The organism is Actinomyces israelii DSM 43320, from assembly GCF_000711965.1.
In the GTDB taxonomy this organism is placed as follows: domain Bacteria; phylum Actinomycetota; class Actinomycetes; order Actinomycetales; family Actinomycetaceae; genus Actinomyces; species Actinomyces israelii.
The window spans coordinates 221,259-241,950 of the sequence record NZ_JONS01000001.1; the positions used below are offsets into that span (position 1 = coordinate 221,259).

Sequence of the window (20,692 nt, forward strand, 5' to 3'; positions counted from 1 at the left end):
CGTCCTCGCGACCCCGACGGCCTGCCCGCCCGGTGCCGTGGCAGGCCAACGAGTCGACGGGCCGGCAGGCCAACAGGGCAACAGGCCAACAGGGACCGCACAGAGTCAGGACCACAGTCCCAGGACGACTATCCTGGAGCGGTGAAGCCTCTGGACCCCCGGCTCATGCGCTACGCGCACGCCGCCCGGCGCTATATCGTCGTCACCGCCCTGGCCGGCGGGACGACCGCGCTGCTCGTCGTCGTGCAGGCCGTCCTCATCTCCAGGTCCGTGTCCCCCGTCGTGGCCTCCCGCGCCGCCCCGGGCACGGTGGCGCCCCTGGTCGGGGCGCTGGCTCTCGTCATGGCGGCGCGCACGGTCATCACCTACGCCCAGGAGGCCCTCGCCCACCGCGCCGCCACGCGCACGATCATCGAGCTGCGCCGCCGGGTCCTGGAGCACGTCGCGGCGCTGGGCCCGCGCTGGGCGGCCGAGCACGGCCCCGAGACCGCCACCCTGCTCACCCGGGGCCTGAACGACCTCGAGCCGTACTTCACGCGCTATCTCCCCCAGCTCCTCCTCGCCGCGACGGTCACGCCCCTGACCGGCCTGGTCATGCTCGTGGAGGACCCGCCCTCGGCCATCGCCGTGGCGTGCACCATCCCGCTCATCCCCGCCTTCATGATCCTCATCGGACGGCTCACCCAGCACCACTCCGAGGAGCGTCTGGAGGCCATGGAGCGCCTGGGGGGCCAGGTGCTCGACCTGCTCGCCGGGCTCCCCACCCTGAAGGCCCTGGGACGCGAGGCCGGCCCGGCCAGGCGCGTGCGGGCGCTGGGCCGGGCCTACAACACGGCCACCATGCACACCCTCAGGGTCGCCTTCCTGTCCGGGGCGGTCCTGGAGTTCATCACGACGCTGTCGGTCGCGATCGTGGCCGTGCAGGTGGGCTTCCGGCTGCTGTTCGGCCACATGGACCTGGCGACCGCCCTCCTGGTCATCATGATCGCCCCCGAGGTCTACCAGCCGCTGCGGCAGGTCGGGTTCCACTTCCACGCCTCGGCCAACGGGCTCGCCGCCGCCAGCGCCGTCTTCGAGGTCCTCGGTGCGCCCCCGCCCGAGCGAGGCGCGCTCCCGGCGCCCGACCTGTCCTCCGCCGTCATCGAGATCGAGGACCTCGGCGTCGCGGCGCGCGGCTCCTGGGCCCCGGCCGGACTGACCGCGAGAATCCGGCCCGGGCGCCTGGTGGCGCTCGCCGGCCCCTCGGGCGCCGGAAAGACCACGACCTGCCAGGTGCTGCTGTCCCTGCTGCCCGCCGACCGCGGCGCCGTGCGCGTGGTCGGCCCCGCCGGCGACGCCGCCGACCTGTCCCGGATCGATCCGGCCACATGGTGGGCGCAGATCGCCTGGGTCCCCCAGCGGCCGGTCATCGTGCCGGGCACGGTGCTGGCCAACGTGATAGGCCCCGACCGGGCGGCCGGGCTCGACGGCGCCCGGCCCGAGGAGCGCCTTCCCCGCCTGGGGGCCGCCGCCCGCGCCACGGGCCTGGACGAGGTCGTCGCCGCCCTCCCCCGCGGCTGGCGCACGCGGGTCGGGCAGGGCGGCGTCGGGCTGTCGGTGGGGCAGCGCCAGCGCCTGAGCCTGACCCGGGCGCTCATGTCGGACGCCCCGCTCGTCGTCCTGGACGAGCCGACCGCGCACCTGGACGCGGCCAGTGAGGCGCACGTCCTGGACGGCGTCGAGATGCTGCGCTCCCAGGGGCGCACCGTCGTGGTGATCGCGCACCGGGCGGCGCTGCTGGCCAGGGCCGACGACGTGATCGAGGTCTTCTCGCAGCCAGCGTCCGCCGACGACCCGCAGGCCCCCCCGGGGGCGGCCGCCGCGCAGCCCTCCGGCGCCGGAAAGAGGGCGGCCCGATGAGCGTCCTCCTGTCCCCGCCGGAGCGCAGGGCGCTGCGGCGCGCCGTCGGGCTGCTCGACCTCGACCCGGCCCGCTTCGCGGCCTCCGTGGCCGCCGGCGCGCTGGGCCTGGGCAGCGCGATCGGGCTGTCCGCCGTCGCGGCGTGGATGATCGCCCGCGCCTCCCAGGTGCCCGACGTCGTGGCCCTGGGCGTGGCGCCCGTGGCGGTGCGCCTGTTCGGCATCTCCCGCTCGGTGCTGCGCTACTGCGAGCGGCTCCTGTCCCACGGCACGGCGCTGCGCGGCATGAGCGCCCTGCGCACGCACCTGTACGAGATCCTGGCGGCCTCGCGGACCGACACCGTGGCGGGGCTGCGCCGCGGCGACGTGCTCGCCCGCGTGGGCGCCGACGTCGACGCCGTGGGCGACCTGGTCGTGCGCGGCTACCTGCCCATAGCGGTGGCGGCGAGCGTCGGCGCCGTCACGTCCATCGGGCTGGTCCTCATCCACCCCGCAGCCGGGCTCGTCCTGGCGGCGTGCCTGCTGCTGGCGGGGGTCGTCGGCCCCCTGGTGACGATCCGGGCGGCCCGTACCGCCGAGCTGGCCCGCCAGGAGCAGGCCACCGACCTGTCGGCGACCGTCCTGACCGCGCTGGAGGGCGGCGACGAGCTGAGCGTGTCCGGACGCCTGCCCCGCCTCATGGACGAGCTCGCCGCCCTGGAGGCGCGCCTGGCCTCGACCCGCGACCGCGGCGCCCGCCCTGCGGCCCTGGCGGCCGCCGTCGACACGGCCGCCCTGGGCCTGGCGGTCGTGGGCGCCCTCCTGATCGGCGTCCCGGCGGTGGCCGGCGGCGGTCTCGCCCCGGTGTGGCTCCCGGTCGTCGTCCTGGTGCCGCTGGCCGCCTTCGAGCTCACCTCTGCGCTGGGGCCCGCCAGCGTCCAGCTGGTCGTCTCCGCCGGGGCGGCCAGGCGCGTCGTCGCCCTCATCGACCGGGCCGAGGCGCCGCGCATCGAGGCGCCCTCCCCTGCGCCGCTGCCGGCCGTCGGCGACGGCGGCCCCCGCCTGCAGGCCCGGGGCCTGGCCGTCGGCTGGCCGGGCGGCCCGGTCGTGGCCGAGGGCATCGACCTCGACCTGGCGCCCGGCGACCACCTGGCCGTCGTCGGGCCGTCGGGAATCGGCAAGACGACCCTCCTGCTGACCCTGGCCGGACTGCTGGAGCCCAGGGACGGCGAGCTCAGCCTGGACGGGGCCGCGCTGTGGCCGGCGAGGCGGGCGGACGCGGCGAGCCGGATCAGCCTGACCGCGGAGGACGCCCATGTCTTCGGCACCACCGTCCTGGAGAACCTGCGGGTGGCCGACGGCTCCCTGACCGCGGAGAGGGCCCGCGCCCTGCTGCGAGAGGCGGGCCTGGGAGACTGGCTGGCGGGCCTGCCCGAGGGGCTGGACACCATGATCAGCCCCAACGCCACAACCCTGTCCGGGGGCGAGCGCCGCCGCCTGCTGCTGGCCCGCGCGCTGGCCGCCCCGGCGCCGCTCATGCTGCTCGACGAGCCCGGCGAGCACCTGGACGCGGCCGCGGCCGACCGGCTCGTGGCCGACCTGCTGGGCGCCGGCGAGGGAGTGCGCGGCGTCCTGCTGATCACCCACCGCCTGAGCGCCCTGGAGGGCGCCGACGAGGTCCTGGTCCTGGGCGCCCCCGGGCCGGGCCGCCCGGCCACCGTAGCGCGCCGCGGCACGCACGCCCGGCTGACCGCGCGCGACGAGTCCTACCGCTGGTCCCTTGAGCAGGAGCGCGACTGAGATGAGCGAACCGACTACGCCCGGACCGGCCGTCTTCCCCGGCATGCCGGACGACGACCTGGTCCTGGCGCTGCCCAGCGGTCCGAGCCCGGAGGACCCCGCCGGCATCGGTTCCCTGGCCCACGCGATCCACACCGATCGGCTGGCCTCCACACGCGGACGCCCGGCCCGCGGGGTCGCGCTGGACGACGGCGCCGTCGAGCTCTTCCGCGCGGCCCTGCGGCTGACCGGATCCCTCAACATGCCCGACGCGCTGCGGCGCCTGGTGGACTCCGCCTGCTCGATCACGGGCGCGGCCTGGGGCACCATCGGCGTGCTCGGCGCCGCGGACGCCCCGGCCCTGGCCACAGCGCGGGCGACGGCCTCGCCCGGCGAGCTCGACTCGATGCTGGCGGGCGCCCACGGAGCCGGACCCGCCGACAACGGCGTCGTCATCGACAACGACCTGGCGCACGCCTCCGCCTTCACCGGCGAGATCGAGGGGGAGACGACGGGCTCGGTCCTGTCGGCGCCCCTGCGGGTGCACGGGCGGGTCTACGGACGCCTGTACCTGTGCGACAAGGACGGCGGATTCGACGACGGGGACGCCGCCATCGTCCTCACGCTGGCCGAGGCCGCCGCCGTCGCGGTGGAGAACGCCCGCCTGTACCGCGAGGCCCGGGACCGCGAGCGCTGGATGGCCGTGTCCCAGGAGCTGACGACGCTGCTGCTGTCGGGCGCCGAGGAGGACGACGCCCTGACCCTGATCGCCCGCCGTGTCCGCGAGGTCGCGCACGCGGACACGGCCGCCCTGGTCCTTCCCGGCGTCGGTCGGACGTGGGTGTGCGAGATCGCCGCCGGCGCTCACTCCACCGACCTGATCGGGGCGGCCTTCCCGCCGGGCGGCAGGGCGCTGACGACGCTGGCCCACCGGACCGGGCTGACGGTGGGCTCGCTGGCCGAGGCGTGGGGTGCGCACGACCTGCTCGTGCCCGAGCTGGCGTCCTTCGGGCCGGCCCTGTACGCCCCCATGATCCACCGCGGCCGCGGGGTGGGGGTCATGCTGCTGCTGCGCGCCCAGGGTGCGGCCCCCTTCACCGAGCGGGACCTGGAGATCGCCGAGCTGGTGGCGGGCCAGGCGACCGTGGCCTTCGAGCTGGCCGACGCCCAGCACGCCGAGGAGATGGCGGCCCTGCTCAACGAGCGGGCGCGCATTGGACGCGATCTGCACGACCTGGCCATCCAGCAGCTCTTCGCCACCGGGATGCAGATCTCCGCGGCCCGCGACCGCCTGCGCGCCAAGGACGCCGACGGCCCCGGCGGCTGCGCCGACCTGGAGGCGGTGTGCGGGGCGCTGGAGTCCTCGCTGGAGGCGGTCGACGACTCGGTGCGTCAGATCCGCTCCATCGTGCGCTCGCTGCGCGACCGCGACGAGGAGGCGGGCGTCGTCGAGCGGCTGCGGCGCGAGGCGTCCCTGGCGCGCACCTCGCTGGGCTTCGCCCCCTCCTTGATCCTCACCGTCGACGGGCGCGGGCTGGCGCAGGCGGGCCGCGAGGAGGCGGACGAGCTCATCGACGCCGTGGACGCGGCCGTCGAGGAGGACGTCGCCGACGACATGGTGGCGGTGGTGCGCGAGGGCCTGTCGAACGTGGCCCGGCACGCCAGGGCGTCCTCGGTGACGGTGGACGTCAAGATCGAGGGCGTCCTGCCCGGCGGCTCCAGCCTGCTGGCCGGGGGCGGGCCGGCCTCCGGGGACGCCGAGCCCTTCAGCGGCGTGCCGGTGGTCGAGGTGGTGTGCCGCGACGACGGCGTGGGGGTGGACCCCTCGGTGACGCGCCGCTCGGGCACGGCGAACATGGCCGAGCGCGCCCGCCGCCACGGCGGCGTCTTCGCCATCGGGCCGCGGGCCCGCTCCGACGGCGAGCGCCGCGGCACCTGCTTCACCTGGCGGGTGCCGCTGGAGCCGGGGGCCGGCTGAGCCGGTCACCCGGCGGCGGGCCCGCGGCGCCGGAGCGCGGTCAGCCGCGGCGCCAGCCCGAGGCTCGCTGGCCGGCGACCCAGGCGGCCACCTGGGTGCGGCGCTGCAGGCCCATCTTGGCCAGCAGGGAGGTGATGTGGTTCTTCACGGTCTTCTCCGCCACGCCGAGCCTCTCGCCGATCTCCCGGTTGGACAGGCCGTCGCCGATGAGGTCGAGGACCTTGCGCTCGGCGTTGGTCAGGTCCGCCGTCGGGTCGTCGTGGTCGGCGCGGCGGCGCGTGACCGTGCGCTCGTCGAGCAGCACGCGCCCCGAGGCGACGGCCCGCACGACGTCGCTGATCTCGGCGCCGTGGACGGTCTTGAGCAGGTAGGCGCGGGCTCCCGCGTCGAGGGCCTCGGCCAGGGCCTCGTCGTCGTCGAAGGAGGTCAGGACGATGGGCAGGGCGTCGGGGACGGAGTCGCGCAGCTCGCGCATGAGCTCGATGCCGGTGCCGTCGGGAAGCTGCAGGTCGACCAGCACGACGTCGGGGCGCATGAGCTCGGCCCGGCGCAGGGCCTCGGCGCAGGACCCCGCCTCGGCCACGACGTCCAGGCCGTCGGCACGGTCTATGATCTCGGCGATCCCACGACGGACGATCTCGTGATCGTCCACGATCATGACGCGGACGGTCTCGGCGGCAACGGCTCTCGGCATGGGAACGAGCCTATCAGCGCCGGGGACCTACGTCACAAACACGGCCTCGTCCTGGGAAAATCCGCCGGGCCCATGGGCCGCCGGGCCGCGGCGGCCTCAGCGGCGTCGGCGCCGCGGGCGCGTCTGGCACCTCGGGCAGGACGTGTGGCTGCGCCCGCCGACGCTCTCCACGCGCATGGCCGCCCCGCACCGCCTGCAGGGCAGCCCGGCGCGCCCGTAGGCCGCGAGCTCGCGGGCGAAGAAGCCGGCGGCGCCGTCGGCGTCGACGTACAGGGCGTCGAAGCTCGTGCCCCCGGCGGCCAGCGCCCGCTCCATGACGGCCGCGGTCCGCTCCAGCAGGCGCGCGGCCACGCGCGGGCCCAACCGGCTGCCGGGCCGCAGGCCGTGGAGGCGGGCGGCCCACAGGCCCTCGTCGGCGTAGATGTTGCCGATGCCCGACACGACCCGCTGGTCCAGCAGAATGGTCTTGACGGCGCGACCCGAGGAGCGCACCCGGGCCACGACACCGCTCCGGTCGAGCGCGGGGTCGAGCAGGTCGCGGGCGATGTGGGCGGCGTCGGCGGGCAGGAGGGCGTCCGGGCTGCCCGCCCCGCCCGGCGCCCCGTCGGGCGTCGGCACCAGATCGGTCACGCGCAGGCCGCCGAACATGCGCTGGTCGACCAGGTCGACGGCGGCGCCGCCGGGGGCGTCACCGTCGGCGGGCGCCAGGCGCAGGCGCACGCGCAGGTGGCGCGGCCGGGCGGACAGCCCGCGCACGAGGCTCGGGGCGCGCAGCGCCGTCAGGTCGGCGCGCCGGCCGCCGCGGGTGTCCGCTGCGCCCGGGCGGCGGGCGGGACCGGTGCCGGGAGGCCGCCCCGCGGCGGTGCCGCGCACGAGGACCTGGCCGCTCATGCCGAGGTGGGCGGACAGCGCGCGGCCGTCGTCCAGCGCCAGCCACAGGAACTTGCCCCGGCGCACGGCCGCGGTCACCGTCCTCCCGGTGAGCAGGCTCGCGAAGGCCTCAGGGCCACCGTCCTGCCGGCGCACGGAGCGCGCGTCGAGGACCTCGACGTCGCCGATCGTGCGGCCGGTCAGGTGGCGGGCGAGCCCGGCGCGCACGGACTCGACCTCCGGAAGCTCGGGCACGCCCGCTCAGTCCCCGCCGGCCGTCTCGGCCCGCGTCGTCGCCGGGAGAGCCATCTCCGCCATGTCGGCGCGCAGGGCGTCGTTGACGCCGGGCAGGTCCAGCCCGCCGTCGCCGCGGCTGGCCAGGATCGAGGCGTAGGCGGCCTCCGCGGCCTCGTGCTCGGCGAGCTTCTTGGAGGTGCCGGTGCCCTCGCCCAGCACCTCGCCGTCGATAATGGCCTGCGCGGTGAAGACGCGCTCGTGGTCGGGCCCCACGCCCTCGACCTCGTAGTGCGGATTGCCCAGGCCGTGGGCCGCGGCCAGCTCCTGGAGGCTGGTCTTCCAGTCCAGGCCCGCGCCGCGCGTGCGGGCCTGGCGGAGGAAGCGGGACACGAGGCGCTCGATCACGGCGCGGGTGGGCTCCAGGCCCTGAGTGAGGTAGCTGGCGCCGATGAGCGCCTCGACCGTGTCGGCCAGGATCGAGTCCTTGTCGCGGCCGCCGGACAGGGCCTCCCCCTTGCCCAGCTTGATGAACTCCCCCAGGCCCAGGTCCCGGGCCACGGCCGCCAGCGCGGGCTCCGAGACCGTCGCGGCGCGCATCTTGGCGAGCTGGCCCTCGGGGACGTCCGGGTGGGCGCGGTAGAGGTACTCGGTCACCACGATGCCCAGCACGGAGTCGCCCAGGAACTCCAGGCGCTCGTTGGTGGGCAGCCCGCCGTGCTCGTGGGCGAAGGAGCGGTGGGTCAGCGACAGGTCGAGCAGGTCCGGATCGATCCTCGAGCCCCACCGGTAGACGAGGGCCTCGACATCGGCGCGAGCCGGGGAGGCGACACGGCGGGAGCTCCTGCCGCCCCTGCGGGATGAACGGGCCATCAGGCCCGCCCCCTCTCGCTCGTGCCGGGCTCGCCCTGATCGGGCAGGAGCGCCGCCAGCGCCGACCAGCGCGGATCGGGCTGGTCGTGGTGATGGTGGTCGGGGGGCAGGTCGTCGAGCCTCTCCCCGCACTGGGGGCACAGGCCCGCGCAGTCCTGCCGGCACAGAGGCTGGAAGGGCAGGGCGAGCGCGAGGGCGTCGCGCAGCGCCGGCTCCAGGTCGAGGTCGGTCTCGCCGACCAGGAACAGGTCGGCGGCCTCCTCGTCGCCCTCGGCCGCCTGGGCCTGGGCGGCCGGGGGCAGGTAGTAGAGCTCGTCGAAGACGATGGCGCGGTCCTCGTCGAGGTCCCGCAGGCAGCGCACGCACCTGCCGTGGATGTGGACGCCGGCGCGACCGCGGGCGAGCACGCCGTCCTCCATGCTGGTCAGCTGCGCGTCCAGGACGATGGGGCTGCCCTCGGGCACGCCGATGATGTCGGTGCCCAGGTCCGCGGGCGCGGCCGTCTCGACACGGACGTCCTTGACAGACCCGATCTGGCGCGGCAGATCGACGATGTCGACGACCAGGGCGGCCGTGGTGGTCATGGTGCTCCTCCGGTTGTCCGGTACGTGGACGGGTCGGGGCGACTCCCGGGCCCGCAGGGGCTCAGAGTACTCGGGCGCCGGCGGCACGATCCTGCGTCGTCCCGCGGCCGCGGGTCACACTTTGAATCGTGATCTTCCGGCGCGACGGCGCCGCACGCCTTCTGCACGGCTCGGGCCGGCCCCTCACAGGCCGCCGGGGATCAGCGGCCAGCCGGGCCGACGGCGACCGCCCGGCGCCTCCTCCTGCTCGGCGTCGTCGAGCTCGCCGAGCCGGGCGGCCAGGACGTCACGTCCTGCGCGCACCTGCTCGGTGATCTTGACGAGCTCGTCCTCCAGGGCCGCCAGCGAGCGGTCCGAGTAGACATCGGCGCCGTGGCGCAGGTCGGCGGCCCGGTCCTCGGCGACGGCGATGATCTCGTCGGCGCGCTCGTGGGCCATGCGCACCACGCTCTCGCCCGCAACCAGGCGCTCGGCCTCCTCCTGGGCGCGCAGCACGATCCGCTCGGACTCCTCCTGCCCCTGGGCCAGGACCTCGTCCGCGTCGGCGACGATCTCCTCGGCGCGGCGCACGGCGGTGGGGACGGCGTGGCGGGCGCGCTCGATCAGCGTGAGGGCGTCCTCGCGGTTGACAATGGCGGAGCCGCTCATGGGGACGGAGCGCGCACCGGTGATGAGCTGATCGAGCTCGTCAAGAATGCGCAGCAGGTCGTCTCCGGCGTCGGGGCTAGTGGTCACGAGTGGCTCCTTCCGGTCAGGCATTTCAGGGACTGCGGCACCAGCAGGGCGTCCCGAAGCGCTTCCGGGACGCCGTCGGGCACCAGGCGGGAGACATCGCCGCCATGACGCGCCACGTCCTTGACCAGAGACGACGAGACGTGGGCGTGCGCGGGGGCGGCGGCGAGGAAAACGGTCTCGGGCGCGCCGAGATCGCGGTTGAGCAGGGCCATGGGCGCCTCGGCGTCCAGGTCGGTGCCATTGCGCAGCCCCTTGACGATGGCGTCGGCCCCGCGGTCGCGGCAGTAGTCGGCCAGGAGCCCGGGCACGACGTCGACCTCCGCCCCGGGCAGGCCCGCAAGGGCCCGCCGGGCCAGCGCCACGCGGGTGTCGGGACCGAGCAGGTGGCCGGAGGCCTTGGCGGCGTTCTGGGCGACTCCCAGGACGATCCGGTCGAACACGGTCAGGGCGCGGCGTACGACATCGACGTGCCCCAGGGTGATGGGGTCGAAGGTTCCGGGATAGACGGCCAGTGACATGCCCCGAGGCTAACGGCACGCCCGGCTCAGCGGTGGACGCGCGCCGCGGGCGACGGCACCGATCCACGTACTGCCGCCGCCCTGCCGTAGGCTCCGGACGTGACCAGGATCGTGGCCGGGACGGCCGGCGGACGCAGGATCGAGGTGCCCGGCGCGGGCACCCGCCCGACCTCCGAGCGGGTGCGGGAGGCCCTGTTCTCCCGCCTGGAGCACTACGGGCTCGTCGAGGGCGCCAGCGTGCTGGACCTGTGCGCGGGCTCGGGGGCGCTGGGGCTGGAGGCGGCGAGCCGGGGCGCCGGGGAGGTGACCCTGGTGGACTCCTCGCGGAGCGCCACGACGGTCTGCCGGCGCAATGCCCGCTCCCTGGGGCTGGCGGGCGTGCGCGTGGCGACAGCCACGGCGGCGGCCTTTCTGGCGGGTGCGGCCGGGGCGCCGATGGATCTGGTGCTCGTCGACCCGCCCTACGGGCTGGGCCGGGAGGGACTGGCGGCCATGCTCGCCCCCCTGGCCCGCGGTGGCGATCCGTGGCTGGCGCCCGGCGCCGTCGTGGTGGTGGAGCGCTCGACCCGCTCTCCCGAGCCCGCCTGGCCCACCGGCCTGGAGCGCTTCGCGCACAGGCGATACGGGGAGACCGCCCTGTGGTTCGCCGAGCCCGCTGCCGCCCGGGGCGGCTGAGGCGCATTCATCAGGACCGCTCCAGGAAGGCCTGGGACTCCTCGTCCAGGCGGTCGGCGATGGCGGCCGCCAGGACGCGGTGCCTGCTCAGCCGGGGATCGGCGTCGACGATCGCCTCGGCCTCGCCGCGGGCATCCTCGATCACCTTCCTGTCCCGCGTCACCCGCAGCAGGTCGAGGTCGGAGCGCCGCCCGGACTGGGCCGCCCCCAGCACGTTGCCCTCGCTGCGCAGCGCCAGGTCCGCCTCGGCCAGGGCGAAGCCGTCGGTGATGTCGCCGAAGGCCTTGAGCCGGTGGTAGGCGGCCGAGCCGATCTCGACCCCGGTGGTCGCCACGCACACCGACGGCCGGCCCCCACGGCCCACGCGCCCGCGCAGCTGGTGGAGCTGGGAGAGCCCGAAGCGGTCGGCGTCGAGGATGACCATCATGGTCGCCTCGGGCACGTCCACCCCGACCTCGATGACGGTGGTGGCCACGAGCACCGGGGCCGCGCCGCTCGCGAAGGCCCCCATGGCGGCGCCCTTCTCGGCGCTGGTCATCCGCCCGGTCAGCGTGCCGATGCCGATCCCCGCGAGCGCGGGCTCGTCGGCCAGGCGCTGCGCCCACTGGGCGACCGCGGCCGGCGGGCGCGCCGACGCCCCACGGCCCGGCTCCCGGGAGCCGGGGCCCTCCAGAAGACCGTCGTCGAAGCCCTCGGGGCGGTCCGGGTCGTCGTGCGCCTGCTCGGCCGCCCCGGCCTGCTCGTCGGCGTCGATGCGCGGGCAGACGACGTAGACCCGCCCCCCGGCGGCGACCTCGCGGGCCGCCCGCCTCCAGATCCCCTCCACCCACAGCCGCCGCTCCCAGGGCACCAGGTGGGTGGCCACGGGGCGCCGGCCGGCCGGGAGCCCGTCGAGGACCGCCGTGTCGAGGTCGCCGAAGATCGTCATGGCGATCGTGCGCGGAATGGGGGTGGCTGTCATGACCAGCAGGTGCGGGGTGCGCTCGGCCCCTGTGGCGGGGTCGGTCACGCCGCGGCGCCCGCGCAGGGCGTCGCGCTGGGCGACCCCGAAGCGGTGCTGCTCGTCGACCACCACCAGCCCCAGGAAGGGGATCTGGACGGTCTCGGACAGCAGGGCGTGCGTGCCCACGACGATGGCGGGCTCGCCGGAGGCCAGGGCGGCGAGGATCTCGCGGCGCCGTGGGGCCGGGGTGGATCCGGTCAGCAGCAGGACGCGGGTGGCGCGCTGCGCGCCGCCGAGCTCGCCCGCCCGTCCCAGAGGCCCCAGGAGCGCCTCGAGACTGGTCTGGTGCTGGGCCGCCAGGACCTCGGTGGGGGCCAGCAGGGCGGCCTGCCCGCCGGCACCGACGACCTGGGCCATGGCGCGCAGGGCGACGACAGTCTTGCCGCTGCCCACGTCGCCCTGCAGGAGGACCTGCATGGGCACGGTCGACTCCAGGGCGCGGGCGAGGTCCTCCCCCACGCGCGCCTGCCCGGCGGTGAGCTCGTAAGGCAGGGTGGCGTCCAGGTCGGCGCGCAGGGAGTCGGGTCCGGGGGCCGGCCAGGCCACGGCGGTGCGCGTGGCCCGGTGGCGGGCGCGCCGCTGGGCCAGGGCGGTCTGGAGGACGAGCGCCTCCTCGTGGCGCAGCCGCCGTCGCGCGACCCGCCACTGCTCGTCGTCCTGGGGCTCGTGGACCCACCGGTAGGCGGTGAAGGCGTCGATGAGGCGGTGGGCCCGGCGCACATCCGCGGGCAGCGGGTCGGGGACGTCGGCGGCGCCGACCTGGTCCAGGACCGTGCTCACGGCCTTGGCCACCTGCCAGGTCGGCAGGGCCTCGGTGGCCGGGTAGATGGGCAGGGGGCGGGCCAGGATCGCCTCGCGCTCGGCCTCGCTGAGGTCGTCGAGGACCTGGTAGCGCGGATTCGCCAGCTGCAGGCGCCCCCGGCGGCGCCCCACCCTGCCCGTCATCAGCGCCGTGGTGCCCGGCGAGAGCTGGTTCGCGCGCTGCTTCATCAGGCCGATGGTGCCGAACATGACGACGGGCATGGCGGTGGTCCCGTCGGTGACGGTGGCCTCCATCATGGCGGGGGGGCGGGCGCTGCGGGTGCGGCGGACCGAGGAGCGCACGACCTGGACCTGGACGGTCGCCTGCTCGCCGTCGGTCAGGGTGCGCAGATCAGTCAACTCGCCCCAGGTGTCGTAGCGGCGCGGCAGGAGCCGCAGCAGGTCCCCGGCCGTCCGGGCCCCCTGCTTGGCGAGCTGGTCCGCGGTCCGCCTGCCCACCAGCCCGTCCAGGGGGCGGTCCAGCAGGGGCACCGCCGCGCGGGCGGGCGTGGGTGAGGTGGTCATGCGCGCCCCTACTCCAGGGCCAACAGGACGTCGGGGCGCACCTGGCCGCCGGCGTGGATGACGACCTCGATGGCGTCGGGGTCCCCCAGGGCCCGCTCGCCGTAGCGGGCGACGGCCTCGGCCGCCAGGGCGCCAGCGTCGGGCACGGCGTCGCGGCCGAGGATCACGGTGACCAGCTCGTCGTCGGGACGCAGCGCGGCGTTCAGGGCGGCTGTGACCGCATCGGCCTCGGCGTCCGGGCCGCTGAGCGCCAGGGTGCGCAGCTCGACGGCGGCGCGGCCGGCCCTCATGGCCAGGGCGGTGAGGTCCTCGTCACGCCCGGCGACGGCGACGGCCGCCGCCAGGACGCGGGCCTCGTCATCCGTGTCGCACACGAGGAGGCGAACGCCGTCGCCGGGCTCCAAGGCGTCCTCGACGGCGCCGCGCACATGGGAGGCAGCCGATCGGGCCGCCAGGAAGCGCGCCGCCTCGTGGGCGTGGGCGGCGCACTCGGCATCGCAGGGCAGCACAACCGCCCGGTCCCGGCCGAGGTCGACGGCCGCGCGGACGATTCCGTCGCGCTCGGGGTCCAGGACGACGACGGCGCCGGTGCGGGCGAGCTGCTCAATGAGCCCCGGGGCGCGGGTGCAGGTGATGACGCCCGTGCGCTCGCCGGCCGGCGTGGGGGAGCCGAGCCGCGAAGGGTGCTGACGCATGGAGCGGTCGCGCTGGGCGGCCCGGTTCCGCGCCCGACGGGCCGCCAGGCGCTCGAAGGACACGACGTGGGAGTCCTCGATCTGGCCGCCGGGCAGGGGAGGCTCATCGGCCTCCCAGCCGGTGGCCACCGCCAGGGCCGTGGGGTGGAGGTGGTGGACGCACACCTGACGCGCCCGGCCGGCGCGCGGCAGCGCCGCACGGGGGGTGTCGGTGTGGACGTGGACCTGGTACAGGCCCACACCCAGGGCGTCGGGGGTGCCGACGACGCCCACGGAGTCCCCGACGCGCTCGAGGTCGCGGCGCAGGGCGCACGCCTGGGCGGTGGTCGCCTCGAACAGGTACATGACCTCGAACTCTCCGGTCGAGGCCGCCTGCGCGGCTCCGCCCGGACCGGCGACCCCGTGCGCGGCGCCGGTGAGGAGGTCGACGAGCATCTGGTGGGCGACCTCGGTGCAGGGCGTCGGGACATCCCCCGTCCCGTCGCCCACCGTGGCCCGTCCCCCGGCCGCGACCGTGTCCGACAGGCAGGTGAGCATGAGCATGAGGGCCGCGCCCCCGGCATCGACGGGGCCGTGACCGAGCCCGGCGGTCTCCACGACGCTCTCCTGGGCGCCGAAGGCGGCGGCCGCGCAGATCGCCGGGACGCTCGCGGGCGAGGCGGGGCGGGACTCCTCCAGGGCGGCGCGCGCGGCCGCGGCGGCGTCCTGGGCAACCGTCAGCAGGGTGCCCGTCACCGGGCGCGACACGGCGGCCCAGGTGGTGTCAGCGATGCGCTCGTAGACGCGGACGACCTCGACCGGCCGCAGGGCCGCGGGGTCGGGTGCCTCAGCGCAGACGTCGGCGAGCGCGGCCAGGGCCTGGGAGATCAGGAGACCGGAGTTCCCGCGCGCGCCGCGCACCGCGCCGTCGGCCGCCGCCCGGGAGACCTGGACGAGATCGGCGCCGGCCGGCAGGAGGCGCATGGCGTCGCAGGCGGCGCGCACGGTGAGCAGGACGTTGGTGCCGGTGTCGGAGTCCGGGACCGGGAAGACGTTGAAGGAGTCGACGAGCCCGCGCGTGACCTCCCCCGTTCTGCGGGCCAGGTGCAGCCAGTCCCGCAGTGCGGGGGCGGTCAGAGCGTGCGCGGGGAGCGGCTTGGGCGACTGGCTGCTCATCTGCCGTGTCACGCCGCGCTCTCCTTGGCTGCTGGTGGGCGATCCGACCGCCCGACCGGGCGGCACGCTGACCCTGTTATGCTCCCAGGCTACCGGTCCGCGCCACTGCGCGCGTCCTGGGAGCGCGCCGGATGCACCGCGAGAGGGCGGGGCGTGTGCCTCACCCCACGCACTGCCCGCTTGGGACGCGCGCCCGCCGTCCGATAAGGTTTCCTGGTTGCCCGAGCGCGAGCTCTCGGGCGGTCGATCCAGCACCGGGCCCTCGCCCGGCGTTCAAGCAAGAAGATTCAGGAGTGAGACCGTGGCTGCTGTGTGCGACGTCTGCGGCAAGGGGCCCATCTTCGGCAAGAGCGTCTCGCACTCCCACGTGCGGACCAACCGCCGGTGGAACCCGAACATCCAGCGCGTGCGCGCGCTCGTGAAGGGCGCCCCCAAGCGCCTCAACGTGTGCACCTCCTGCCTCAAGGCCGGCAGGGTGACGCGCAACATCTGAGGCCGCCGAGATCGGCCGTGCTCCGGCTCGGGATCGGTCCGGGACCGGGTCAGTCAGCGGCGCCGTCGACCGCGCCCCGGCCGCGGAAGTGGTCCCACCCGGCCCCGACGTCGGGCGCCCTGCCGTCGAGCGTGACGCGCGGGCCGTCTCCCGGCTCGAGCACCCGCCCGATGACGCGGCCGCCCGCCGGGAGCCCGGCCCCGGCCGGGACGGCGGCCAGCAGGCCGTGGTCCTCTCCCCCGGTCAGCACCCACCGGCGCGCCAGCGCGCGGGCGCCGGCGGGCGAGTCCTCCAGCAGGCGCGCCACGGGCTCCAGGGCGGCCAGGTCCTCACCGGCGCCGTCACGGGCGCCCGCAGGGTCCCCGACGTCGATCCGCACCCGGGAGGCCGCGGCCACGCGCCCGGCGTCGCGCAGCAGGCCGTCGGAGACGTCCATCATCGCGGTCGCGCCGGCACCGGCCAGGGCGGGGCCGGCCGCCAGCGGCGGGGCGGGGACGCGGAAGACGGACAGCGCCCGGCGCGCCGCAGCGCGCGTCCCCTCCGCGAGGCCGCTCCAGGGCGGGGCGCCCGAGCGCGTGCCGGCCCGGTCGGGGTCGTCAATGCCGGCGGAGAGCAGGGCGAGCCCGGCGGCGCTGCGGCCGAGCGTCCCGACGTGGACGAGCAGGTCGCCCGGGCGGGCGCCCGAGCGCAGGACGGGCGCGCGGCCCCCCAGGTCGCCGTGGACGGTGACGGCGACCACGAGGCTCTCCCCCGCGCTCAGGTCGCCGCCGACGATGCCGGCCCCGGCCCGCTCGCAGACCCGCGCCATTCCGCGCGCCAGGTCCTGGACCCAGGCCAGCGGCGTCGCCGGCGGCAGGACGAGGCCGACGACCAGCGCAACCGGGCGGGCCCCCATCGCCGCGACGTCGGCGAGGTTCTGGGCCGCGGCGCGCGCCCCGATCTCCTGCGGGCCCGACCAGCCGGTGGAGAAGTGACGGCCCTCGACCAGCAGGTCCGTGCTCACGCAGTAGCGGGCGTCCGGGGCCGCCAGGACGGCGCAGTCGTCGCCGGCGCCGACCAGCTCGCGTCGCCCGCGCGGCAGCAGGGGCGTGAGGGCGGCCAGGAGCCCGTCCTCCGTCAGGTCCGCGACGGCGAGCGGGGCGGCGCCCTCAGCGGTTGACATCGGCCGGCCGCTCCAGGGCCAGCTCAATGAGCTCGCCGACGAGCGCCGGGTAGTCCATGCCGGAGACCCTCCACATGTAGGGGTACATGGAGAAGGGGGTGAAGCCGGGCATGGTGTTGACCTCGTTGACGATGGCGCGCCCGTCGTCGGTGACGAAGAAGTCGACCCGGGTCAGGCCCTCGGCCCCGATGGCCAGGAAGGCCCCGGCGGCGGTGGTCATGACCAGCTCGCGCTCGGCGGGGGTCAGGCGGGCGGGGCAGACCATCTGGACGGCGTCGTGGGCCAGGTACTTGGTCTGGTAGTCGTAGAACTCGCCGGCCCCGTGGGCGGCGTCCATGACGATCTCGCCGGGCTCGGCCACGCGCGGGGCGTCGTCGCCGTGGCCGCCCAGGACCGCGACCTCGATCTCGCGCCCGACGATCCCGGTCTCCACGAGCACCTTGGGATCCACCTCGCGGGCGGCCTCGATGGCGGCGGGCAGGTCCGCCCGCCGCTCGACCCTGGTGATGCCCAGCGAGGACCCGGCCCGCGCCGGCTTGACGAACAGCGGGTAGTCCAGCGCCTCGCAGGCCCGCAGGACGGCGGCGCGGTCCCGGTTCCACCGGTGGGGCTCGACGACCACGTGCGGGGCGGTGGCGATCCCGGCGGCGCTCAGCAGCACCTTGGTCACCTGCTTGTCCATGCCCGCGGCGCTGGCCAGCACGCCGCATCCCGCGTAGCGGACGCCCAGCATCTCCAGCATCCCCTGGATGGTGCCGTCCTCCCCGTAGGGGCCGTGCAGCAGGGGCAGGACGACGTCGACGCCGCCCAGGGCGCTCGGCCCGGCGGGCGTCAGGGCGGTCAGCGCCCCGCTCCCGGGCCGTACGGCGAGCTCGCCGCGCCCCAGCCCCTCGGCGGTGATCTCCACCGGCGGGCGGGAGTCGTCCAGGGCCAGGGCGGCGGGGTCGTCGTCGACGAGCACCCACTGGCCGCTCGGCGTGATGCCGATGGGCAGGACCTCGTAGCGGTCGCGGTCGATGGCCGACAGCACCCCGGCGGCGGTGGCGCACGAGATGGTGTGCTCGCCGCTGCGCCCTCCGAAGACGACGGCGACACGCGGCTTGCGGCCAGTGGGGCGGGATGCGGGGGAGGAAGCGGGCTCCTGCAAGTCATCTGCCATGGGTCCCACGCTACCGCGCCCGACCTCATATCCTGGAAACGCACTCGGATCTCGGCACCCGGACCTTCGCACCGCCCGACATCAGGAGACACCATGAAACACCGCTCACCCGCACTGCTCGCCACCGTGCTCCTCGGCGGGGCCCTGACGCTGAGCGCCTGCAGCAGAGGGGCTCCGACCTCGGACCCGACGGATGAGGGGGGTGCCCCCGCGGGCGACGCCTCAGCGTCCGCCGCTCCCGCTGCGGACAGCACCGACACCGGCCGGCCCTCCCCCTCCCAGACCGCCGGCCCCGGGCCCCTGAGCGAGGAGGAGCAGGACGCCTCCGGCGCCCCGGCCTGGGGCACCGGCAGCGACGGACAGGAGGCGTCCGAGGGCAGCACGCTCACCGTCGCCGAGGTGCGCGTGGGGTCCCACGACGACTACAGCCGCATCGTCCTGGAGCTCGACGGTGAGGGGACGCCGGGCTGGAAGGCCCCGCAGTGGGACACCGACGTCAGCACCATGGGCAAGGGCGACCCGGTCGCCCTCGAGGGGGACCACACGCTCGTCGTCCACGGCACCGGCCTGGCCGCGGTGCCGCCCTCGGGGCAGCGGACCACTAGCCAGCAGCGCCTCGACCTGGACAAGGGGGACAACGACGAGGGCATTGAGGAGGCCTTCGTCGACCCGGGCTTCGAGGGCGAGTTCCAGGTCGCCCTGGGCACCGACTCCCAGACCTACCGGGTCTTCACCCTGTCCAACCCCACGCGTCTGGTCATCGACGTGGCCGATGACGACCAGGGCCACGACGACCAGGGGGACGACAGCCATGACGACGACGGCTGATCGGTCCTCCCGGCCGCGGGCGCTCACCGCGCGCAGCGGGACACGGCGGTCCTCACGGGGCTAACCCGCGTGGCCCGGCCCGCCCGCGTCGGCAGCGGGGGCGGCGTAGACGCCCTCGGCCTTGCGGGGCCGCGCCAGCAGCGCGTCATTGACCTCGGTGACGGTGGCCCTGCCCTCGACGACGGCGACCACGCCCGCGGTGATCGGCATCTCGACGCCGTGGGAGGCCGCCAGGTCGAGGACGGCGCGGGCCGACTTCGCGCCCTCGGCCACGCCGCGCGAGGCCCGTCCCGCCTGGGCCACGCTCATGCCCTCGCCCAGGCGCCGGCCGAAGGTCTGGTTGCGCGACAGGGGGCTGGAGCAGGTCGCCACCAGGTCCCCCATGCCCGCCAGCCCCGAGAAGGTCTCCGGCCTGGCCCCCAGGGCCAGGCCCAGGCGGGTGATCTCCACCAGGCCGCGGGTGATGATAGTCGCCTTGGAGTTGTCGCCGAAGCCGCACCCGGCCGCGGCCCCGACGGCCAGGGCGATGACGTTCTTGACCGCGCCGCACAGCTCGACGCCGAGCACGTCGGTGTTCGTGTACGGCCTGAAGGTGCTGGTGGCGCACAGCGCGGCCACGCGTGAGGCGACGTGCTCGTCGACGGCGGCGACCACGGTGGCGGTGGGCTGGCGCGCCGCGATCTCGTCGGCGAGGTTGGGCCCCGAGATGACCGCGACCCGCTCGGCGGGCAGGTCGAGGGCCTCGGCGAGCACCTGGCTCATGCGCAGCCCCGTGCCGACCTCGACCCCCTTCATCAGCGAGACCGTCACGGCGCCGTCCTCCAGCCCGCCGTGCAGCGGGGACAGCACGTCGCGGGCGCTCTGGGAGGGCACGGCGGCGGCGACGAGCCCCGCCCCCCGGACGGCCCGGACCAGGTCGCTCGTGGCCGACACCCCCTCGGGCAGGCGCCGGCCCGGGACGTAGCGCTCATTGGTGCCCGCGTTGATCTCGGCGGCGACCTCCTCGCGGCGCGCCCACACCGTCGTGGGAGTGCCTGCCTCGGCGAGCAGGCAGGCGAAGGTGGTGCCCCAGGCGCCCGCGCCGACGACGGCCGCCCTGTGCACGGCTGCGTCGCTCACGGCTGCGCCTCCGTGCCGGTCTGGGTGCCGGTGCCGCCGGGAGACTCGGAGCCGGCCCCGCCCGGCCCGGTCCCGCCGTCGTCGCCGGACTCGGCCTGCGCGCCGGGCGCCGGGTCGGGCCTGCGCACCCCGTGGCGCTTCCTGCCGGGATCGCCGTCGTAGTGCACGTCGTAGGGGCGCGGGGCCTTCTCCCCGCGCAGCTCCTCGACCAGGACGGTGATGCGGCGCATGATCTCCGCCGTCGCGGCGCGCACCGCCGCGCGGTCCTCGGTGTCCGAGCCGAAGGACTCCAGGGTGAAGGTCTCGCCGATGAGGACCCGCACGTCCTTGCGCGGGAAGGGGTGGAAGCCGCCGCCGAAGGAGTCCAGGATGTCCTGCGCCCCCCACTGCCCCATGGGCAGCACGGGCGCGCCGGTGCGCATGGCCAGGCGCGCCGCCCCGGTCTTGCCGGTCATGGGCCACAGGAGCGGGTCGCGCGAGAGCGTGCCCTCGGGGAAGATCATAATGACGTCCCCGGCGAGCAGCCGCCTCTCCGCCTCGATGAGGGAGCTGCCGGCCTCCTTCGTGCCCCGGTAGACGGGGATCTGGCCGCCGGCCTTGAAGACGTGCCCGATGATCGGCGCCTCGAAGATCGTGGACTTGGCCAGCGAGTACACGGGCACGTCCTCATCGACCAGGCACCGCATGGCCGTCAGGGAGTCCAGGTCAGACAGGTGGTTGCACACCGCGACGAAGCCCCCCTCGCGGGGGATATTCTCCGTACCGCTGACGTGCTGGCGGGAGACCAGCCTGAGGAACGGGATGATCGCCCCCCGGGAGGCGAACCGGTAGAAGGGGGTCATGCGTCGGGTCGTGGGCACGATGCGACTCTAGCCGGTGCCCGCGCCTCGGCGCACGACTGCGGACGGGCGCATGGAGCCAGACGCGTCTCAGAC

General features: G+C 75.9%; 18 protein-coding genes. 6 read left to right on the forward strand and 12 right to left on the reverse strand.

The features are described 5' to 3' along the window. Nucleotides 1-141: 141 nt before the first annotated feature. The 3 genes from cydD to O145_RS00990 are packed head-to-tail and all read left to right on the forward strand — an operon-like array spanning nt 142 to nt 5,634. Nucleotides 142-1,899, forward strand: coding sequence for a thiol reductant ABC exporter subunit CydD (gene cydD, locus O145_RS00980; protein ID WP_229118268.1), 1,758 nt, complete (start codon nt 142-144; stop codon nt 1,897-1,899). After that, nucleotides 1,896-3,677 carry a thiol reductant ABC exporter subunit CydC gene (cydC, locus tag O145_RS00985; RefSeq protein ID WP_043558365.1) on the forward strand — a complete coding sequence of 594 codons (1,782 nt, stop codon included), beginning with the start codon at nt 1,896-1,898 and terminating at the stop codon, nt 3,675-3,677. The genes cydD and cydC overlap by 4 nt, the downstream gene beginning before the upstream one ends. Before the next feature lies 1 nt (nt 3,678). Then, complete coding sequence (locus O145_RS00990; RefSeq protein ID WP_043558368.1) at nt 3,679-5,634, forward strand: GAF domain-containing sensor histidine kinase; 1,956 nt, start codon at nt 3,679-3,681, stop codon at nt 5,632-5,634. Nucleotides 5,635-5,674: 40 nt separating this feature from the next. Here the strand turns inward: O145_RS00990 and O145_RS00995 are convergent, their stop codons facing one another. From O145_RS00995 to coaD, 6 genes are all read right to left on the reverse strand, one after another. Further along, a complete protein-coding gene (locus tag O145_RS00995; protein ID WP_043558371.1) occupies nt 5,675-6,328 on the reverse strand; it encodes a response regulator in 654 nt (217 codons plus the stop codon). A 96-nt stretch (nt 6,329-6,424) separates the two neighbouring features. Continuing rightward, nucleotides 6,425-7,453 carry a bifunctional DNA-formamidopyrimidine glycosylase/DNA-(apurinic or apyrimidinic site) lyase gene (mutM, locus tag O145_RS01000; RefSeq protein WP_043558375.1) on the reverse strand — a complete coding sequence of 343 codons (1,029 nt, stop codon included), beginning with the start codon at nt 7,451-7,453 and terminating at the stop codon, nt 6,425-6,427. A 6-nt stretch (nt 7,454-7,459) separates the two neighbouring features. Beyond that, complete coding sequence (rnc, locus tag O145_RS01005; RefSeq protein ID WP_052374451.1) at nt 7,460-8,305, reverse strand: ribonuclease III; 846 nt, start codon at nt 8,303-8,305, stop codon at nt 7,460-7,462. Then, the gene (locus tag O145_RS01010; protein ID WP_043558377.1) at nt 8,305-8,889 is read right to left on the reverse strand and encodes a YceD family protein; all 585 of its coding nucleotides are present in this window, start codon (nt 8,887-8,889) and stop codon (nt 8,305-8,307) included. The genes rnc and O145_RS01010 overlap by 1 nt, the downstream gene beginning before the upstream one ends. A 183-nt stretch (nt 8,890-9,072) precedes the next feature. Beyond that, the gene (locus O145_RS01015) at nt 9,073-9,624 is read right to left on the reverse strand and encodes an ATP synthase subunit B family protein (protein ID WP_043558380.1); all 552 of its coding nucleotides are present in this window, start codon (nt 9,622-9,624) and stop codon (nt 9,073-9,075) included. Beyond that, nucleotides 9,621-10,142 carry a pantetheine-phosphate adenylyltransferase gene (gene coaD, locus O145_RS01020; RefSeq protein WP_229118269.1) on the reverse strand — a complete coding sequence of 174 codons (522 nt, stop codon included), beginning with the start codon at nt 10,140-10,142 and terminating at the stop codon, nt 9,621-9,623. Before coaD ends, O145_RS01015 begins: the two co-directional genes overlap by 4 nt. Before the next feature lie 99 nt (nt 10,143-10,241). Between coaD and rsmD the strand changes: the two genes are divergently transcribed. Then, nucleotides 10,242-10,817 (forward strand): 16S rRNA (guanine(966)-N(2))-methyltransferase RsmD, encoded by a 576-nt coding sequence (gene rsmD, locus O145_RS01025; RefSeq protein ID WP_084682275.1) that lies wholly within the window; start codon nt 10,242-10,244, stop codon nt 10,815-10,817. Between the two features lie 10 nt (nt 10,818-10,827). Here the strand turns inward: rsmD and O145_RS01030 are convergent, their stop codons facing one another. Further along, nucleotides 10,828-13,146 (reverse strand): ATP-dependent DNA helicase RecG, encoded by a 2,319-nt coding sequence (locus O145_RS01030; protein ID WP_084682276.1) that lies wholly within the window; start codon nt 13,144-13,146, stop codon nt 10,828-10,830. A gap of 8 nt (nt 13,147-13,154) precedes the next feature. After that, nucleotides 13,155-14,996, reverse strand: coding sequence for a DAK2 domain-containing protein (locus O145_RS01035; RefSeq protein ID WP_043558382.1), 1,842 nt, complete (start codon nt 14,994-14,996; stop codon nt 13,155-13,157). A 301-nt stretch (nt 14,997-15,297) separates the two neighbouring features. Here O145_RS01035 and rpmB point away from each other — a divergent pair, with 301 nt between their 5' ends. Next, on the forward strand, nt 15,298-15,489 hold the full coding sequence (gene rpmB / locus O145_RS01040; RefSeq protein WP_043558383.1) for a 50S ribosomal protein L28: 192 nt from the start codon (nt 15,298-15,300) through the stop codon (nt 15,487-15,489). Nucleotides 15,490-15,538: 49 nt separating this feature from the next. Here the strand turns inward: rpmB and O145_RS01045 are convergent, their stop codons facing one another. Together O145_RS01045 and O145_RS01050 are read right to left on the reverse strand one after the other, a co-directional pair. Then, the gene (locus O145_RS01045; protein WP_043558387.1) at nt 15,539-16,651 is read right to left on the reverse strand and encodes a thiamine-phosphate kinase; all 1,113 of its coding nucleotides are present in this window, start codon (nt 16,649-16,651) and stop codon (nt 15,539-15,541) included. Further along, entirely contained in the window at nt 16,638-17,810 is a 1,173-nt protein-coding gene (locus tag O145_RS01050; protein ID WP_043558390.1) for a D-alanine--D-alanine ligase family protein, read from the reverse strand. Before O145_RS01050 ends, O145_RS01045 begins: the two co-directional genes overlap by 14 nt. Before the next feature lie 93 nt (nt 17,811-17,903). On the opposite strand from O145_RS01050, the gene O145_RS01055 reads away from it, so the two are divergent. Further along, entirely contained in the window at nt 17,904-18,638 is a 735-nt protein-coding gene (locus O145_RS01055) for an AMIN-like domain-containing (lipo)protein (protein ID WP_043558392.1), read from the forward strand. Nucleotides 18,639-18,698: 60 nt separating this feature from the next. On the opposite strand, the gene O145_RS01060 is transcribed toward O145_RS01055, so the two are convergent. Beyond that, complete coding sequence (locus O145_RS01060) at nt 18,699-19,757, reverse strand: NAD(P)H-dependent glycerol-3-phosphate dehydrogenase (protein WP_043558395.1); 1,059 nt, start codon at nt 19,755-19,757, stop codon at nt 18,699-18,701. Then, nucleotides 19,754-20,599: a lysophospholipid acyltransferase family protein gene (locus O145_RS01065; RefSeq protein WP_043558397.1), complete on the reverse strand. Its 846-nt coding sequence runs from the start codon at nt 20,597-20,599 to the stop codon at nt 19,754-19,756. Before O145_RS01065 ends, O145_RS01060 begins: the two co-directional genes overlap by 4 nt. Nucleotides 20,600-20,692 lie beyond the last annotated feature (93 nt).

What these genes read in the sequence shown, in the direction of transcription:
- cydC (WP_043558365.1), top strand. Translation starts at nt 1,896, where the DNA reads ATGAGCGTCCTCCTGTCCCCGCCGGAGCGCAGGGCGCTGCGGCGCGCC.
- O145_RS01030 (WP_084682276.1), bottom strand. Translation starts at nt 13,146, where the DNA reads ATGACCACCTCACCCACGCCCGCCCGCGCGGCGGTGCCCCTGCTGGAC.
- O145_RS01065 (WP_043558397.1), bottom strand. Translation starts at nt 20,599, where the DNA reads ATGACCCCCTTCTACCGGTTCGCCTCCCGGGGGGCGATCATCCCGTTC.
- O145_RS00990 (WP_043558368.1), top strand. Translation starts at nt 3,679, where the DNA reads ATGAGCGAACCGACTACGCCCGGACCGGCCGTCTTCCCCGGCATGCCG.
- O145_RS01045 (WP_043558387.1), bottom strand. Translation starts at nt 16,651, where the DNA reads ATGTCAACCGCTGAGGGCGCCGCCCCGCTCGCCGTCGCGGACCTGACG.
- O145_RS01010 (WP_043558377.1), bottom strand. Translation starts at nt 8,889, where the DNA reads ATGACCACCACGGCCGCCCTGGTCGTCGACATCGTCGATCTGCCGCGC.
- O145_RS01035 (WP_043558382.1), bottom strand. Translation starts at nt 14,996, where the DNA reads ATGAGCAGCCAGTCGCCCAAGCCGCTCCCCGCGCACGCTCTGACCGCC.
- coaD (WP_229118269.1), bottom strand. Translation starts at nt 10,142, where the DNA reads ATGTCACTGGCCGTCTATCCCGGAACCTTCGACCCCATCACCCTGGGG.
- O145_RS01055 (WP_043558392.1), top strand. Translation starts at nt 17,904, where the DNA reads ATGAAACACCGCTCACCCGCACTGCTCGCCACCGTGCTCCTCGGCGGG.
- O145_RS01050 (WP_043558390.1), bottom strand. Translation starts at nt 17,810, where the DNA reads ATGGCAGATGACTTGCAGGAGCCCGCTTCCTCCCCCGCATCCCGCCCC.
- rnc (WP_052374451.1), bottom strand. Translation starts at nt 8,305, where the DNA reads ATGGCCCGTTCATCCCGCAGGGGCGGCAGGAGCTCCCGCCGTGTCGCC.
- O145_RS00995 (WP_043558371.1), bottom strand. Translation starts at nt 6,328, where the DNA reads ATGCCGAGAGCCGTTGCCGCCGAGACCGTCCGCGTCATGATCGTGGAC.